The sequence below is a fragment of the Thermococcus sp. JCM 11816 genome, from assembly GCF_055396515.1.
Genome location: NZ_AP043741.1, coordinates 1,487,391 through 1,502,892 on the forward strand (window position 1 = coordinate 1,487,391; position 15,502 = coordinate 1,502,892).

The window sequence follows — 15,502 nt, forward strand, 5'->3', positions numbered from 1 at the left end:
AGCGGGAGTAGGCTCTCCCCTTTATAAATCTTTGGGCATTCGGAAACATACTTGGGAAGTGAGAAAAAGCAAAGGACTCACTCTTCGGGCAGGATGTAGTAGAGGTAGTGCGGTCTGTTCGTTATCTCGTCAATGAAGACTACCGTACCCGTCTTCGGAGGCTTTAGGTAGTGGACTTCGCCTTTCCTGGTAGTCACTGCCGCGAATGCATCTCCAGTCCTAACCCTGTTTCCCACGTTGGCTATTAAGGTCTTCGTGAACCCCTCAACGGGCAGTATCATCAGCTCGTCGCCCTTCTTGAGATAAATCCTTGTTCTCCCGTCCGGGAGGACGAGTATGACATCGGCAGTCATCTTTTGCTCCGTCCTGTCAACGTAGAGGTAAAAGCGGTCGTAAACTTCCCTCTTCAAGAACTTTGCTCTCGATGGGTCAATGAAATCTGGAAGCTCCTCGTTTTCTTTCAGCCAGACCTCAACGTTCCCCATAATGACGACGCACTCGGCCAGCGTCTTCCCGTCCTTTACGCATTCTTCCTGAGTGGTCTCAACGTAAAGCTTCGGCAGCTTCTCCATGTTCTCACCTGAGGTTTACTATGCCGTAAAACTTTTATATGTTTATTGGTACCTGCATCCGTGAGCATTCATGAACGCTAAAGTAAGGTTCATTTCCCTGCTAATTGTTTTGATACTTCTGACCTCTTTGCTGATGAATGCTAGTGAAATCAACGCCCCTGCCAAAAGAAACTCGAGGGCGGGCGATTTTATGGGCTTAATTTTGGCTGTCCTCTTTGTGGATGCTCTCTTACTGCTCATACTCATCGCTTATTATCGTTATGACAGATTCTCAGCAAAGAGGCGGAAGGACGTCGTCTCTGAGGTAGATATATTCTCGGTGATTCTTTACAGTATTTTTCTTCCGCTACTGATCCTGTTCTTTGGCAAGGCGGTGGCTGCGCGCTCCTCTAAAGGCTTGGTGTTAAACAGTACCGTTTCTTCTCCAACGGCATCTCCTGACATGATACTGCACAGAGTTGTGTCCTCACAGAGGAGTATTTCGCTCTATTCCCTTTTTCTGATTCCAATCTTTGTTGGGGTGGGATACTTGGCCTACCATTATGTGGTGGCGTGGTCTGAGGAAGTCCGTCGTAAGAAGAAGCTGGAGACCGCGATCAGCTTTGATAGAAAACTTGATGATCTTGGGCTCGACCAGTTTGATAGCCCTCGGGATGCGATAATCCAGATCTACAAAAACGCCGTGTTGTGGCTTGAGGCACTTGGGATCCCATATCAGGAAAGCTGGACGCATTGGGAGCATGCTGAGCATGTTAATTATATGAGAAACTTCTATTCTGAGCTCGTCAGACTCTTTGAGAAGGCAAAGTACGCCCCCGCCAAGATCGGCTGGGAAGACGCTGAGAGGGCGTTTGAAATATACCTCCGGTTGAGGGGGAAGGCCTATGAGCTTGCGGGAGTTAACTAAACAGTACAAACTAAGGATTGCTGTGGGCCTGGTGTTTATTGCAGGTGCCGTTTTGCCAGGTCCGTATTATGTTAGGTGGCTTTCTGCCGTTGCCCTCTCGGTTTTCGTGGCTTGGATGTTGATAGGCTACGATATTGTGATCGTAGGATACGATGTGGTAGTCGATAGGGGATCAGGTTCCGCTTTTCGGGTTAACAGAAGGCCCGACTTTGAGAGGGCTCTCCAGCTGGTAAAACGGACAAAAAAAGGCGGTGGAAGGGAGGTTGCGGAGGAGTACATCCTTGAGATACTCCACTCAATCACCGGCCGTTCCTTCTACGAGCTGAGGACAGATCCTCCAAAGGCCCTTCAGGCATTCTACTCATCTAAAAACCCTTATGAAGGGCTTAAAGAGGCGTTAAAAATCCTGGAGGCTGAACTAAATGAAGATTGAGGAAGTACATGAGAAGGCTGACCTCGTGCTTTCCGAGGTCGGAAAGGTCATCGTTGGAAAGGAGAACGTCCTGAAAATGATACTGGCCACAATCCTTGCCGATGGCCACGTTCTCATAGAGGACTTGCCCGGTCTGGCGAAGACCCTGATGGCGAAGAGCTTTGCCGGTGCCCTTGGCCTCGACTTCAAGCGCGTTCAGTTCACTCCTGATCTGTTGCCCAGCGACATCATTGGTGTGAGCGTCTTCAACCAGAAGACCCTCGAGTTCGAGTTCAGAAAGGGCCCGGTGTTCACTAACATACTCCTCGCCGACGAGGTTAACAGGTCTCCGCCGAAGACCCAGTCTGCCCTCCTTGAGGCGATGCAGGAGAGGCAGGTTACCGTTGAGGGGAAGACATACCCACTCCCAAGGCCCTTCGTTGTAATTGCCACTCAGAACCCGATAGAGCAGGAGGGCACCTATCCGCTCCCAGAGGCCCAGCTCGACAGGTTTCTGGTGAGGCTCCACGTTGGCTACCCAACGAAGGAGGAGGAGCTTGAGATCCTGCGGAGGAGGATAGGTAGAAAGAGCGACGAGGTCAGCGTTTCTCCGGTTGTCACGGCTGAGGAAGTCCTTGAGATGCAGCGCGCCGTTGAGGACGTTTACGTCAGCGACCCAGTCCTAGAGTACATCGTCGATATCGTCGAGGCCACGAGAAGGGACAAGAAGGACGTTGAGGTAGGGGCCTCTCCGAGGGGAAGCCTTGCACTCCTCAAGCTCGCGAGGGCATACGCGGCCATAGAGGGGAGGGACTACGTAATCCCCGACGACGTTAAGGCCGTGGCCATTCCAGCCCTGAGCCACAGGCTCATCCTCAAGAGGGAGTTGTGGTACACGAAGGTTAGCCAAGAGAAGGTTATGGCAAAGATCCTTGAGAGGGTCCCGGTTCCAAAATTCGATTGAGGGCGGGAAGAACATGCTCCAGTGGAGTATAGGCGGGTTACCTCAGCTACCATATCAGCCAGGCTCGCTACCCCCTGGAGAGAGGAAAATTGAGCCACCCAAAGGTGTCGCTCCAACTGCTAAATTTGCCCTTTTGGTTATCTCGGCGTGGGTTATCCCAATCGTCGCTTTCTTCCTTTTGAGGTGGGAACTTGTCTATCTCGTTCTTCCATACGTTACTCTCATCTCCGTTGAATACCTTCTTTTCAAGCCCCGCGGAGAAGTTAAAATCTGGCGCGTTGTGCCCCACGACAGGTTTCTTGAAGAGGAGGAAGTTGAGGTCGAGCTCCACGTCGTTCCTGAGTTCGATGTCGAGAATCTCGTTGTCCGAGACTTGGTGCCAGAGGAACTTGAAGTTGTTTCGGGTAATCCGGAGAAGGTTTTCTGTCTCAGTGCTGGTGAGGAGGGCATTTTAAGATACCGCGTTAGGATGAAGAGGGGAGTTCACAACTTTGAGGGGGTTAGGGTCTCCTACAGGGACCCCCTTGGCTTCTTCTCGGGGGATGTTTTAGTCGAGCTTTTCACGGAAGTCGTTGGAGTCCCTCGGATTTACGATATTCCAACGCCGTACTCCACGAGGGGTACCAAGATAACTATTGGACCGCTCCCATCCCCACGCCTTGGGGAGGGCCTTGAGTTTCACGCGGTAAGGGAGTACAGGCCAGGTGATCCACTTAAGATAATAAACTGGAAAGCAACGGCCAGAACTGGTGAAATAATGGCCAACGAGTTTGAGAGCGAGAGAAAAGTGGACGTGGTGTTTGTAGTCGATGCCTCCCGCGCAAATGCCCCTGTTTTGGACTATCAAGTTAGGGCTGCTGCTTCTCTTATGCTCAACGCTCTCAACGATGGCACAAGCTTTGGACTGCTCCTTGCGGAGGAGACGCCCCTCTGGGTCAGAGTGGATTATGGAAAGAGGCATTTCTTCAAATGTGTTGACTTTCTGAGTACTGCCAAACCGGGCTCAAATGATATCATACTGTACCAGGTCGAGCACCTTGCCAGAGTGGCCTTTCCACTGAGGGCCCAGATAGTCTATTTCTCTCCCCTACTGACCAGTGAGAGCCGGGAGACGCTTAGAATCCTAGGAGAGATGGGCTACAAAGTTGTTGTCATAAGCCCGAACCCGAACAGTCTTTACACTCCATCTACCGAGGAGGAAGAAGTTGCAATGAGGCTCGTTGAACTCAGGAGAAAGGCCCTACTGCGCGAACTCTCCACCTATGGACTGATAATAGACTGGGACGTCAAGAAACCCCTGAAGGCCGCGATAGCGGAGGTGATTAAAGTATGATACGACGGCTCTACCTTGCGGCGCTTTTTACCATCATAACATACATAACTTATCTTGGATTTGATAGCAGAGTTACCCTCGTGCTGTCTCTAGCTCTTAGTCTCTCCATATTAGTCTGGTGGATGGGCTATGCTTACCTAGCCCTGCTGGGGGTTGCCCTGGTTTATCATAGGTTGGGAGGTTTCTACGGGTTGACCCTTCTCTCACTTGGAATAATCTTTGTTGAGTCCCTCCACCTTACACGCGTTGGTGCTTCCATGAGGCATTACGGAACCCTTACCGCAGCGGTAATCATGGCACTACCGCTCTATTCTGTTGCTTACTATCTTTCAGCTTATCTGCCAAGTCTGGTAAACACAATGGTAGCGGCTCTCTTTGTCGTTTCTCTTTACCTGCTCTTTTATCTTGTTGTTAGACGGTGATGCTCCAGTCCCCCCATTTTTTCAGGACTTCCCTTGCCCTTTCTAGACCCAGCCTTACGCACTCCTCAAGTGGACGACCCCTCGAATAGCCTGCGAGGAAACCGCCTGCAAAGGCGTCCCCGCCGCCAGTTGGGTCGACGATTTCTTCGGGCTTTATCGGAAGGGCAGGGAACTCCCTGAACGAGCCGTCGTATACGAGAACACCCTTCTCGCCACGGGTTATCACGACCAGCTTGGCTCCCCAACCGTGGAGAATCCTGGCGGCATCTTTGACGTCCTCCGCCCCCGTGATCATGAGAGCCTCCCTCTCGTTCGGGAAGACTATTTCGACCCGAGAGACTATCTCCCGCAGGAGGTCTCTTCTCTTGATGTACTCCTCCTTGTACGTTGGGTTGAAATCAACGGTCACTCTCTTTCCCTTCAGTCGGTTGAGGAGCTTCAGCTGCTCTTCCGGTGGAATCGGGGAAATGTGAAAGACTTTGGCATCAAGGTATTCCTCTGGGATTGGGATTTCGCCCATCTTCTGGGCAACTCCCATCTCAACTGGGGCATCCACGCTTCCGTCCTCGTGGTAAATCATTTGGATGTGAATCGTCTTTCCAGGCAGTATTTGAACTCCACTAATGTCCAGCACGGAGGAAAGCGCTTGGAGCCACTCCTTCGGAAAGTCTGTCCCTATCTTCGTCACTAGTCCGACTTTTGCCCCGGCGAGCGCCGCCGAAGTGGCCACCCCCGCGGCGGCCCCTCCGGGCATTGTCACACGCCTTCCATCCGGGAATATAAGAGTGTCAATCGAAACGTGACCGATAACCACGAGATCCAGCATGATACCACCGGAGGCCCTTAGGGGTTCTCCTTAATACCGTTTCCGTTCTGGTCAGCCGTAATTTGTGTAAAGTTCGTAAACATCGCTACGGCCGACCTTCCCCACTCCCGTCTTCATCGTGGGGCTTTCGGGGGGAACGGAAACTCCCCACATCTTCAGGGCACGAAGGGAGATATTCCAAGAGCCAATAACGTCCCTATCGGCCTCAAAACCACACTTAGGACACTTCAAGACCCTGTGCCCATTCGGGCTTAACTTTCTCCCACATACCGGACACAGGGACGAAGTGTAAGCAGGATTAACAAAAACAACCTTTATCCCCTTCAGCTTGGCCTTGTATTCGATTATGTTTTGAAGCTTCCTAAAACTCCAACGATGAAGCCTACCGTTCACCTCAGCCGAATACCTAATCGAATCCCTGATTTCGGTCAAATCCTCCAGAGCAATACCACTGTATCTCTCCGCCAGCTCAACGATTTTATTGGCTAATTTGTGGTAAAGGTCGTCCAGCCTGTTCCTCTCCCTTTGCCCATACTTTTCGAGAAGCTCTTTCCTTTTCTTTCTAGTCCTAAGCTTTTTCTGAATCTTCCTCCGTTTTAGGAAGTAGCCAGTCCTTATCTCCCGCTCGTGAGTGAGTATCTGGACGAACTCACCGTTTGGAAGGCTGAGCGTAACGTTGTTCTCGTTCAAATCCACGCCGACAAAGGCTTCAGGTTCTCTCACTTCAACCTCTCTGGAAAAGACCACGTTGATGAAAACGCCTTTTGGAGTCCTCACCAACCACGCTTGGCCGATTTTCCAGTCCCTAAACTTCTCGTGATACTTGGATGGATAAAACTCCAGCTCAACCCTCCCGCTCGGAGTGGAGAGTTTTATCACTCCAGCCTCAAGGTCGAGCTTGAAGAGATGGTCGTCGAGCATTATGGCATCCTTCTTAAAAACTGGCCTACCATTAGCCTTACCCTTCTTTTTCCGCTTCCGATAACTCTTGTAAATCATTGTGGCCATTTGAGTTGCTGTGTAGTGGTAATGGCTTGGTAGTTCTGGATACTCCTTGCGGAGGCTTTTGTATGTTTCCTTTTTGAGCCTGTAAAAGCTCGTAACATTGTTCTCGAAAGCATAGCTGATGAGGTGGTTCACAATCTCCCGATAAGTGGAGAAGAGGTCGTTTAACTCCTCTGGTGGGTTTTTGAGCTTGAATTTTGCCGTGAGCTTAATCGTCTCTGAGGGCATTCTTTACCGCCTCGACGAGGCGTTTTTTCTTGTGAGAACGAGCTCCGTAAAGCTTTCCAGCGAAAGAGGTAACGATAGCTAACAAGTCTTCAACTAATTCTTTCTCTGGCGTTTTCTCTTCATCATTGAAGATTACTTCAATCTCGACACCGTGAGAGTTGAAGTATTGTTCGAGGTATTTGAAGCCAAAGCGGGTGAGCCTGTCCTTGTAGGTTATCACGACTTTGGTTACCTCTCCGCTTTCCACGAGTTTGAAGAGCTGTTTTAAACCCTTCCGGTTTTCGTTTAGGCCTGATGAAATGTCAGTGAGGATTCTAGCAACTTGGTATCCTTTTGCGGAGCAGTAGTTTTTGAGGTATTCGACTTGTCGTTCAAGGTCTTCTTTCTGGTCTCTGCTTGAGACTCTGGCGTAAATGACAACTTTATCGGGAACTTTGCCCTCAAGAAGTCTCTTTATTTCGCTTTCTGGAATGCGGTATTCTTTGCCTATTTTGTAGGCTTTTATTTCGCCTGTTTTGATTTTTCTGAGAAGTGTAGGCTTGCTGATTCCCAAGAGTTCTGAGGCTTTTCCCGTCCGATAAAGCTTCATAGTGACCTCCACCAAAACAAAATATGACTCAAAAACATTTAAACTTTACGCTATTAACTATTTATGAAACAGCCCCAATAGTAATTCCTTTACCTTCACTCGTTCAGATGCCCATCGAAAAGATTAAAAGTTTGGCAATCCAAAAAGTAGCGGTGATTTAACATGGAGTCCGTTTTCCAGAACGAGACAATTAAGGCTATTCTTGAGAAGTACCGCAGGATATGGGCCATTGGGCACGCTCAGAGCGTCCTCGGCTGGGACATGGAGGTCAACATGCCAAAGGAGGGCATTCTTGAGAGGAGCGTCGCTCAGGGGGAGCTTTCCGTTCTCTCTCAGGAGTTCCTGCTCAAGCCCGAGTTCGTCGAGCTTGTCGAGAAGGCCAAGGGGATAGAGGGCCTTAACGAGTACGAGCGCGGCGTTGTTCGTGTCCTCGACCGCTCGATAAGGATAAGCAAGTCATTCCCGCCCGAGTTCCTCAGGGAGATGAGCGAGGTCACGAGCCAGGCCACTAAGGCCTGGGAAGAGGCCAAGAGGAGCGACGACTTCTCCAAGTTCGAGCCGTGGCTTGACAGAATCATAGACCTTGCCAAGAGGGCCGCTGACTATCTCGGCTACGAGGACGAGCCCTACGATGCCCTGCTCGACCTCTTCGAGGAGGGCCTCACCACGAAGGAAGTCGAGAAGATGTTCGACAAGCTTGAGAAGGAGCTGAAGCCGCTCCTTGAGAAAATCATGGAAGAGGGCAAAGTGCCCAGGGAGCACCCGCTCGAGAAGGAGCGCTATGAGAGGGAGCAGATGGAGAGGGTAAACCTCTGGATACTCCAGAAGTTCGGCTTCCCGCTTGGAGTCCGCTCAAGGCTCGACGTTTCTGCTCACCCCTTCACCACCGAGTTCGGAATAAGGGATGTGAGGATAACTACCAGATACGAGGGCTACGACTTCAGGAGAACCATTCTCAGCACCGTCCACGAGTTTGGGCATGCACTCTACGAGCTCCAGCAGGACGAGAGGTTTATGTTCAGCCCGATAGCCGGCGGTGTCTCCCTCGGAATCCATGAGAGCCAGAGCCGCTTCTGGGAGAACATAATCGGCCGTTCAAGGGAGTTCGCCGGCTTAATCTACCCAGTGCTTAAGGAGAACCTCCCGTTCATGGCGAACTACACGCCCGAAGACGTTTACCTCTACTTCAACATAGTCAGACCGGACTTCATAAGGACTGAAGCGGATGTCGTTACCTACAACTTCCACATACTCCTCCGCTTCAAGCTCGAGAGGATGATGCTCAACGAGGGCGTTAAGGCGAAAGACTTACCTGAGCTCTGGAACGAGGAGATGGAGAGGCTCCTCGGAATCAGGCCGAAGACCTACGCCGAGGGAATCCTCCAGGATATCCACTGGGCCCACGGAACTATCGGCTACTTCCCAACCTACAGCATAGGAACGCTCCTCGCGAGCCAGATATACTACCACATGAAGCGCGACATCCCGGACTTCGAGGAGAAGGTTGCAAGGGCCGAGTTCGAGCCGATAAAGGCCTGGCTCAGGGAGAGGATACACCGCTGGGGAAGCATCTACCCGCCGAAGGAGCTCCTCCAGAAGGCCCTCGGCGAGGAGCTGAACCCAGACTACTTCGTCCGCTGGGTGAAGGAGAGGTATCTGTGATTTCTTTTCCTCTCTTTCTGATTTGTTTTTCTACGGTTCTTAGTGCGCTGGTTTGTGGTTCCTAGAAATGTATTTAAGCTCTTTTAATCAATATGGTGGGAAGGTGACGTCTTGTGATGAAGAATTTGGTAAGCTTTGGACTAGTTCTTTTGTTTTTGGTAAGTTTGGGTGCAGTTCCAGTCTTCTATGAGAACTACGCAGAAGCGTTAGGCATACTTCAAAAAGAACCAACACCTTGGGCTCGGAGCTATGGAGGAAGCGGTTATGATGAGGCTAATGCGGTTGCCCTCGCTCCCAATGGAGATATCATTGTGACTGGTTTCACTTACAGCTTCGGCGCCGGTTATAGGGACATCTGGGTTCTCCGTCTTGATGAGAATGGTAGTGTAAAATGGCAGAAAACCTACGGGGGAAGTGATTGGGACGAGGCATATGCAGTCGCCGTAGCTCCAAACGGGGATATCGTTGTGGTGGGCTACACTAACAGCTTTAATACTCGGAATGGCGATATGTGGGTTATCAGGCTTGACGAGAATGGGACTGTAAAATGGGAGAAAACCTACGGGGAATTCTCTTTTGATCGAGGATACGGCGTTGTCATAGACAAAAACAGCGGTGATATTATTATTGCAGGGTATTCCTACGTCTACACCACTAGAAGCATTGACGCTTGGGTTCTCCGTCTTGATGAGAATGGTAGTGTAAAATGGCAGAAAACCTACGGGGGAAGTGATATCGATGGGGCTCTTGCAATTGCTTTGGCTGATAATGGGGATATCATTGTCGCCGGTTTCTATGGAGCAACTGACTGGAGGTATACTGGAGCCGATCTCTGGGTTTTCAAACTTGATGGGAATGGAACTCTAAAATGGCAGAGAGTTTATGGGGGAGACGGAAGGGACGAGGCTTACGGGGTTGCTTTGGCTGACAATGGGGACGTTATCGTGGCAGGCTACACTGAAAGCTTTGGTGCAGGCGGAAAGGATGCTTGGGTTATTAGTTTTGACTCTAATGGGAATGTGAAATGGCAGAAGGCATATGGGGGAAACAGCGATGATGGGGCTCATGCGGTTGCCCTAGCTTCTAATGGGAACATCATTGTCTCAGGCTACACTTACAGCTTTGGTGCTAGTGGAAGGGATGTTTGGGTTTTGGAACTTGACGGTGAAGGAAATGTAACATGGGAAAAAACTTACGGCGGATACTATTTTGATGAAGCTAACTCTATCGTGATAACTCCAAAAGACAACGTTATTGTGGCGGGTTACACCGACAGTTTCGATACTGAAGGGGGAGATTTTTGGGTTCTCAGTATCCCCTCCGATGGATACCTTCCGCTGGAGGGCATTAGGGACTTGGGCTTCTATATAAAGGACAGCAACGCAATAGTAACTGTTACGAACGCCGCTCCTGCAGATAATATTCTCTCTACTGGCAGTGTAAGTCTCTCAGAAGGAAACAGCAGTGCAATTATTCAAAACACGAACGCCGTAGTCGAGACCCAGTACTACTACGCTGGCCCCACTGAGTTATCTTTCACGTCTCCAACTCCAGAGAACGGTAGCGTGCTAACATCGGACTACGTTTTCGTCAACGTGACCTCCAACAACCTTTTGGAGAGTGCAAAGCTGGAGTGGAACGGTGAGAACATCACGATGGATAAAGCCTCAGATACTAACTGGTACTTTAATGTCACTGACCTAACAAACGGAGAGTACACTTTCAAAGTCTGGGGCAAGGATTTATCGGAGAAATGGGTTGCCAGTGAGGTTAGAACTGTTACCGTGAACAGGACGATCTTCTTGTCTTTTGTCCCGCCAACTCCGGCTGATGGTGCAGTGGTGAACGTTGATAGCGTCGTCATAAACGTCACTTCAAGCCAGCCCCTTGAGTCTGCCGTAGTGGAGTGGGATGGAGAGAATTTCACAATGCACAGAGAGTCTAGTGAGAGTTGGTATTTGGCTCTAACGGGTCTTTCAAACGGCCACTACACCTTTAGGGTCTGGGGTAATGATTCTCTTGGAAACTGGTTTAGCAGTGAAGCACGGACAATCACAGTGAATTCAACAGTCGTTCTTTCCTTTGTCCCCCCGACTCCTGAGAATGGCGCTGTTGTGGACACCGATAGAGTTCTGATAAACGTAAGCTCAGGTCGGCCTCTAAAAACTGTTCTGCTGGAATGGAACGGACGGAACCTCACCATGCAGAGTGCATCCAATACGAACTGGTACATTGAGATGACCAACTTAACGAATGGATACTACACGTTTAGAGCATGGGGAGAGGATCAGCTGGGGAACTGGTTTAGCAGTGGAGTCAGGAGCATTGCTGTAAACAGGACGATTTCGCTATCCTTTGTCTCGCCAACTCCCAAGAATAACAGTTCAATAAACTCCGACTACGTTTTCGTAAACGTTACCTCAGACCGGCCTCTCGAGATTGCCCTACTGGAATGGAACGGGCACAATCTTACCATGCACAATACGTCAAGCACGAATTGGTACTTGAATATAACGGGGCTAACAAACGGCCACTATGAGTTCAGAGCTTGGGGCAGAGATTCTCTTGGAAACTGGTTTAGCACTGAGGTTAGAACCGTCACCGTGAATTCAACGGTCGTGCTGTCCTTTGCTCCTCCGACTCCAGAAGACGGTGCGGTGGTTAACACTGACTATGTTCTAGTGAACGTTACCTCTGGTCAGCCTCTACAGGTTGCCAAGCTGGAGTGGAACGGCCAGAATCTCACCATGGAAATGCTATCGAACACGAGCTGGTATCTAAACGTGACCAATCTGACAAACGGTCGTTATACGTTTAGAGTATGGGGCAGAGATTCCTTGGGGAACTGGTTCGCCAGTGGTATTAGAACGATTGCCGTCAACAGGACGATAACCCTGTCCTTCGTTCCCCCGACTCCAGGGGATGGTGACGTATTGAACTCCGACAGCGTTTTCATTAACGTCACGTCCAGTCAGCCTCTAGAGTCTGCCCTACTGGAGTGGGATGGAAAGAACTTCACTATGAACAACGCTTCGGGCACTAATTGGTACTTCAACATGACGGGATTAAAGAACGGACGCTACACCCTTAGGGTATGGGGCAGGGATTCCCTTGGGAACTGGTTTAGCACAGAGGTCAGGAGTGTAACGATAAAAGTCAACACCCAGTCCACGTACGATATCTGGATTAAACTGTCGTGCCTGTGGACCACTTGGTTCTTCAATCACCGTACCGAGTTCTTTGAGCTCTACGAGAACGCAACGGTCTTGGGGGTTGATAACGAAACCCTTCAATTGGCGTTGGAACTCAATGACAACGCGACGGCTTTGATGTTGGGTGCATGGGGAGCGGATAACTTGGAAGACATCAGGGCGAACCTGTGGAACTTCGAGTCGCCCACGAGGCGGATTCCACGTCTCTGGGACATAAGAAAGGCGTTCCTGATTGAGAAGGAGGCCGTGGAAATCCTAAGAAAAGCGCTTGGAGGCCTTTAACTTCTTTTCTTTTTTATCATTCCAATTTTAACGCCCACGAGCGCTCCTATCAGAAGTCCAAGGATGAAAAACGCCAGCAATTTCAGTGGGGGCTGGTGTTGGGAGCTCTGTTCCTTTTCAACTGTCGCCTGTTCGTTCTCCCATTCTCCACTGTAGAGGCTCAGCGATATCAGGGCGTAAGCACTGCCATCAAAAGCCATGGTGTTTTTGGAACTTGCTAGCCCCAAGAACCGAAGCCCTTCTTCGGCGTTTCTGTCTTCCCCACCAGCAAGGTACAGCCAGATCAGGGCTATTGCAGTTGAGTAAACGTCGTGGTTCCACGAGCCATCGAGGGCTGGAACTTCGATTATCGCGTAGTTTCTTCCGTCTTTGAACTGAAGAACGCTTCTCTCAGCGTAAAAATCCCCCGCGAACTCGATGTAGTCCTCGGGAAGGTGGGGATACAACCTTTGGTCCCCCTTAAAAAAGCCCGACTCATTTAAAAGAAGCGGCTCCCCAGAAATGATTAGAAATACCCTGCTATTTTTGGATGGACCTGGGTTGAGGTCAATGCTGGCTTTCTCTCCACTGCCTTTCCATTCCTCTCTAACTTTCCAGCCGTTTATGACGTACTCCAGTTCTTTCACAGTGTAGTTGGTGACTCCCTTAAAGCTCAGCCTCAAAGTCGCGTTTCCGGCGTACTGCGTCTCTTCGAACAGTGAAGCTATGAACTCAAGCGTCTCGGTCGGTAGCGTCATGTTCTCTTCTCTGAGAAATAGGAGGGGTAAAACTATGCTCTCGTAGGGTGCCCTCATGTCTCTGTACGGCATCGGAAAGAGGAAACCCGTGAAGAAGTTGTCGAGATACGGGGTTATGAGCCTCTCCCGTGTTAGCCTTTCCCTCAGCCATTCCCATTCCCGGGAAACGTTGTAGCCGAGTCTCGATAGCGCCGCCACGGCGTAGGCAGTGGCAACTATGCTGGGCGACTCGTTTACCTTGTGAAGTCCCGTTTTCTCCCAGTACAGGTACACCGTGCTCGTCCAGTAGTTCTTGCTTTCGTTCTTCAGGAGGAACTGAGCGGCTTCCTCTATCTCTTTGGAGTTCGGGTTCTCCCCCGCTTCGAGAAGGGCTAAAATAGCGAGCCCCGTTCCGGCGGCCTTTGAAAGCTCCCAGTAGAACCACTCCGAGTCAGATTCAGGGTAGTCGTCCGTTATCACCGCGGGAAACGAACCATCTCCCCTCTGCCGGGATTTTATCCACTCAACGAGCTCCAGAAACTCGGAAGAGTTCCGCGGATAGCCGCTCCGCGCGAGGGCTATAACCTTCAGGCATGCCAAGTAAAAGCTCTCGTTGTCCCTGAAGACATTCCATCCCGAGAGGCCTTCCGTGATGTCCCATGGGTAGGAGTAGAGGGTTCTCGTCCGGTATTCCTCATAAGAAATGGGATATCCTTCTCATCTGTGTCTCACTGCCACCAAGAACCGGTGAGAACAGAGCTGAAGTGACAAAGAGGAGGAGAATCAAAGCAGCTAATTTTTGCTTCATACCCTCTCAATGCCCCCAAAGTTGTTTTAGGGATTATTCTCCTCGCTTATCCACGCAACCGGCTCGACCTCTATCGCCGCAACGCCGTACTTCTTCTCCTTCTCCTCTGAATAGAACTTCCGGTAAACCTTCACGCCCTCCTCAATGCTCTTGACCCCAGGCAGGACGTTCTCAAGGCCCTCTTTCTCCAGCATCTCCCTAAACGACGAGTAGACCCTGACGTCCTTGACGACGCATACGAGCTTGTTCTCGAAGACTATCTCGTCTCCGGGCTTGATTTTCTGCCTCTTCTCGTCGTACAGCCTGCCCTCGATTTTCTTCTTTCCCTCGGCTATCGCCCTCAGGTACTCCTCTTGGAGGCCCATCTTCCATCTGGCCATCTTCTCACCTCACAGCAGTGCCCTGATTATGGACGGGCTGACCTTTATAAGCCTCGCCAGAAGGCTCGGCTTTCTCAGTATGGCCTTTGCAGTCCTCCAGTGGTCATCGAAGTCCGCCTGGCTCTCTATGACTTCCCTCGCCTCCTCGCTCTTCAGGACTTCAAATATTTTTTCAATGGCCTCCTGGTCGAGTCCGAGGAACAGCTTCCTGAACTTCAGGCCGAAGCTTATCTGCTTTCTCACCCATGAGCAGTAGTTCCAGTACCTCTCGGGTGCGCCCTCAATGAGTGCCTTTCTGAGGGCATGAGCGCAGAGCATTCCGTAGGCGATTCCGCCGGCGGTCGTCGGCTTTATCTGGAGTGCGGCGTCCCCAATAAGGGCAACGTTTTCCCTGATCCATGGCTTTCTCCAGCCGAGACCGACACTGCCAGCTTTGAACTCAATGGAGGAAGTAGGTTTAAGCATTCTAACCCTTAAGAACCTGTTTAGCTCTTCTAGGGTTCCAAAGGTTCCCACCCTCGCCAGGTCGTCTTCGACGGGAGTTACCCACGCGAAGAACTTGGGCGTTATCTCCTTGTTCACCCATACTTCAGTGAAATCTGTCCTTTCAAACTCCCCCACGACCTCGATCTCATATCCGGTCAGGAATTCTGCCTTCGTCGATGCCCCAATGTTCTTCGCCACCGTGCTCGCGACCCCGTCTGCACCGACATAGAAGGACGCCTCTACCTCAAGCCTCTCGTTCATGTGGCTCAGTACGGCCTTCCCGTTCTTGAAGCCCTGGAAGGTCGTTCCCATGAAGTAGTCGGCTCCCTTCTTTACCGCGCTTTTGGCCAGCTCTTTTTCAAGGGTCTTTCTATCAACGACATAGGCCTGGGGGGACTTTCTCTGGATTTCAAAGCTCTGTATTCGCGAATAAAAGACCGCTCCCCTTAGCTGGTTCAGAACGGCCTTTTCTGGGAGTCCGAGTCTTTCGTAGTTCTCGGCCCCTATTATTCCGGTGCAGGCTTTTCCGCCGAAGGAGGTTTTTCTCTCAACGACGGCAACGTTAAAGTCCCTCGCGAGAAGAGACGCCAGGTAGTTTCCAACGGGACCGCCGCCGATTATGAGGACATCGTACTTCATCTTCACCCCTCGGATGGGGTGGTTTTAAAACCCTAAAAACCTAACCTTTCTGGTGGTTC

At 50.7% G+C, this 15,502-nt stretch carries 14 protein-coding genes; 7 read left to right on the forward strand and 7 right to left on the reverse strand.

Features of this window, described 5'->3' with window-relative positions; genetic code table 11:
* Positions 1 to 77 precede the first annotated feature (77 nt).
* Positions 78 to 572 (reverse strand): DUF2118 family protein, encoded by a 495-nt coding sequence (locus ACZ5TN_RS08425; protein ID WP_011250800.1) that lies wholly within the window; start codon positions 570 to 572, stop codon positions 78 to 80.
* A 70-nt stretch (positions 573 to 642) separates the two neighbouring features.
* Here ACZ5TN_RS08425 and ACZ5TN_RS08430 point away from each other — a divergent pair, with 70 nt between their 5' ends.
* Genes ACZ5TN_RS08430 through ACZ5TN_RS08450 form a run of 5 tightly spaced genes read left to right on the forward strand, consistent with a single transcriptional unit; the run spans position 643 to position 4,610 of the window.
* A complete protein-coding gene (locus ACZ5TN_RS08430) occupies positions 643 to 1,479 on the forward strand; it encodes a DUF4129 domain-containing protein (protein ID WP_464916481.1) in 837 nt (278 codons plus the stop codon).
* Positions 1,457 to 1,912, forward strand: a complete 456-nt coding sequence (locus ACZ5TN_RS08435; RefSeq protein WP_011250798.1) for a hypothetical protein — start codon at positions 1,457 to 1,459, stop codon at positions 1,910 to 1,912. Before ACZ5TN_RS08430 ends, ACZ5TN_RS08435 begins: the two co-directional genes overlap by 23 nt.
* Positions 1,902 to 2,855 carry an AAA family ATPase gene (locus tag ACZ5TN_RS08440; RefSeq protein ID WP_011250797.1) on the forward strand — a complete coding sequence of 318 codons (954 nt, stop codon included), beginning with the start codon at positions 1,902 to 1,904 and terminating at the stop codon, positions 2,853 to 2,855. The genes ACZ5TN_RS08435 and ACZ5TN_RS08440 overlap by 11 nt, the downstream gene beginning before the upstream one ends.
* Before the next feature lie 13 nt (positions 2,856 to 2,868).
* Positions 2,869 to 4,188 (forward strand): DUF58 domain-containing protein, encoded by a 1,320-nt coding sequence (locus ACZ5TN_RS08445; RefSeq protein ID WP_011250796.1) that lies wholly within the window; start codon positions 2,869 to 2,871, stop codon positions 4,186 to 4,188.
* Complete coding sequence (locus tag ACZ5TN_RS08450; RefSeq protein ID WP_464916482.1) at positions 4,185 to 4,610, forward strand: hypothetical protein; 426 nt, start codon at positions 4,185 to 4,187, stop codon at positions 4,608 to 4,610. Before ACZ5TN_RS08445 ends, ACZ5TN_RS08450 begins: the two co-directional genes overlap by 4 nt.
* Here the strand turns inward: ACZ5TN_RS08450 and ACZ5TN_RS08455 are convergent.
* The 3 genes from ACZ5TN_RS08455 to ACZ5TN_RS08465 are packed head-to-tail and all read right to left on the reverse strand — an operon-like array spanning position 4,600 to position 7,258.
* Positions 4,600 to 5,436: a carbohydrate kinase family protein gene (locus tag ACZ5TN_RS08455; protein WP_011250794.1), complete on the reverse strand. Its 837-nt coding sequence runs from the start codon at positions 5,434 to 5,436 to the stop codon at positions 4,600 to 4,602. The two genes, ACZ5TN_RS08450 and ACZ5TN_RS08455, sit on opposite strands and share 11 nt — an antisense overlap.
* Before the next feature lie 51 nt (positions 5,437 to 5,487).
* Positions 5,488 to 6,669, reverse strand: a complete 1,182-nt coding sequence (locus ACZ5TN_RS08460) for an RNA-guided endonuclease InsQ/TnpB family protein (protein ID WP_011250793.1) — start codon at positions 6,667 to 6,669, stop codon at positions 5,488 to 5,490.
* Positions 6,650 to 7,258, reverse strand: coding sequence for an IS607-like element ISTko2 family transposase (locus ACZ5TN_RS08465; protein ID WP_011250792.1), 609 nt, complete (start codon positions 7,256 to 7,258; stop codon positions 6,650 to 6,652). The genes ACZ5TN_RS08460 and ACZ5TN_RS08465 overlap by 20 nt, the downstream gene beginning before the upstream one ends.
* 162 nt (positions 7,259 to 7,420) lie before the next feature.
* Between ACZ5TN_RS08465 and ACZ5TN_RS08470 the strand changes: the two genes are divergently transcribed.
* Both ACZ5TN_RS08470 and ACZ5TN_RS08475 read left to right on the forward strand, forming a co-directional pair.
* Positions 7,421 to 8,920 carry a carboxypeptidase M32 gene (locus ACZ5TN_RS08470; RefSeq protein WP_011250791.1) on the forward strand — a complete coding sequence of 500 codons (1,500 nt, stop codon included), beginning with the start codon at positions 7,421 to 7,423 and terminating at the stop codon, positions 8,918 to 8,920.
* Between the two features lie 116 nt (positions 8,921 to 9,036).
* Positions 9,037 to 12,414 carry a hypothetical protein gene (locus ACZ5TN_RS08475; protein ID WP_464916483.1) on the forward strand — a complete coding sequence of 1,126 codons (3,378 nt, stop codon included), beginning with the start codon at positions 9,037 to 9,039 and terminating at the stop codon, positions 12,412 to 12,414.
* Here the strand turns inward: ACZ5TN_RS08475 and ACZ5TN_RS08480 are convergent.
* The 3 genes from ACZ5TN_RS08480 to ACZ5TN_RS08490 form a co-directional block, all read right to left on the reverse strand.
* Positions 12,411 to 13,730: a prenyltransferase/squalene oxidase repeat-containing protein gene (locus tag ACZ5TN_RS08480; RefSeq protein ID WP_464916484.1), complete on the reverse strand. Its 1,320-nt coding sequence runs from the start codon at positions 13,728 to 13,730 to the stop codon at positions 12,411 to 12,413. The two genes, ACZ5TN_RS08475 and ACZ5TN_RS08480, sit on opposite strands and share 4 nt — an antisense overlap.
* 234 nt (positions 13,731 to 13,964) lie before the next feature.
* Positions 13,965 to 14,318 carry an ASCH domain-containing protein gene (locus ACZ5TN_RS08485; protein ID WP_011250788.1) on the reverse strand — a complete coding sequence of 118 codons (354 nt, stop codon included), beginning with the start codon at positions 14,316 to 14,318 and terminating at the stop codon, positions 13,965 to 13,967.
* A 9-nt stretch (positions 14,319 to 14,327) separates the two neighbouring features.
* Positions 14,328 to 15,443, reverse strand: coding sequence for a geranylgeranyl reductase family protein (locus ACZ5TN_RS08490; RefSeq protein ID WP_464916485.1), 1,116 nt, complete (start codon positions 15,441 to 15,443; stop codon positions 14,328 to 14,330).
* Positions 15,444 to 15,502 lie beyond the last annotated feature (59 nt).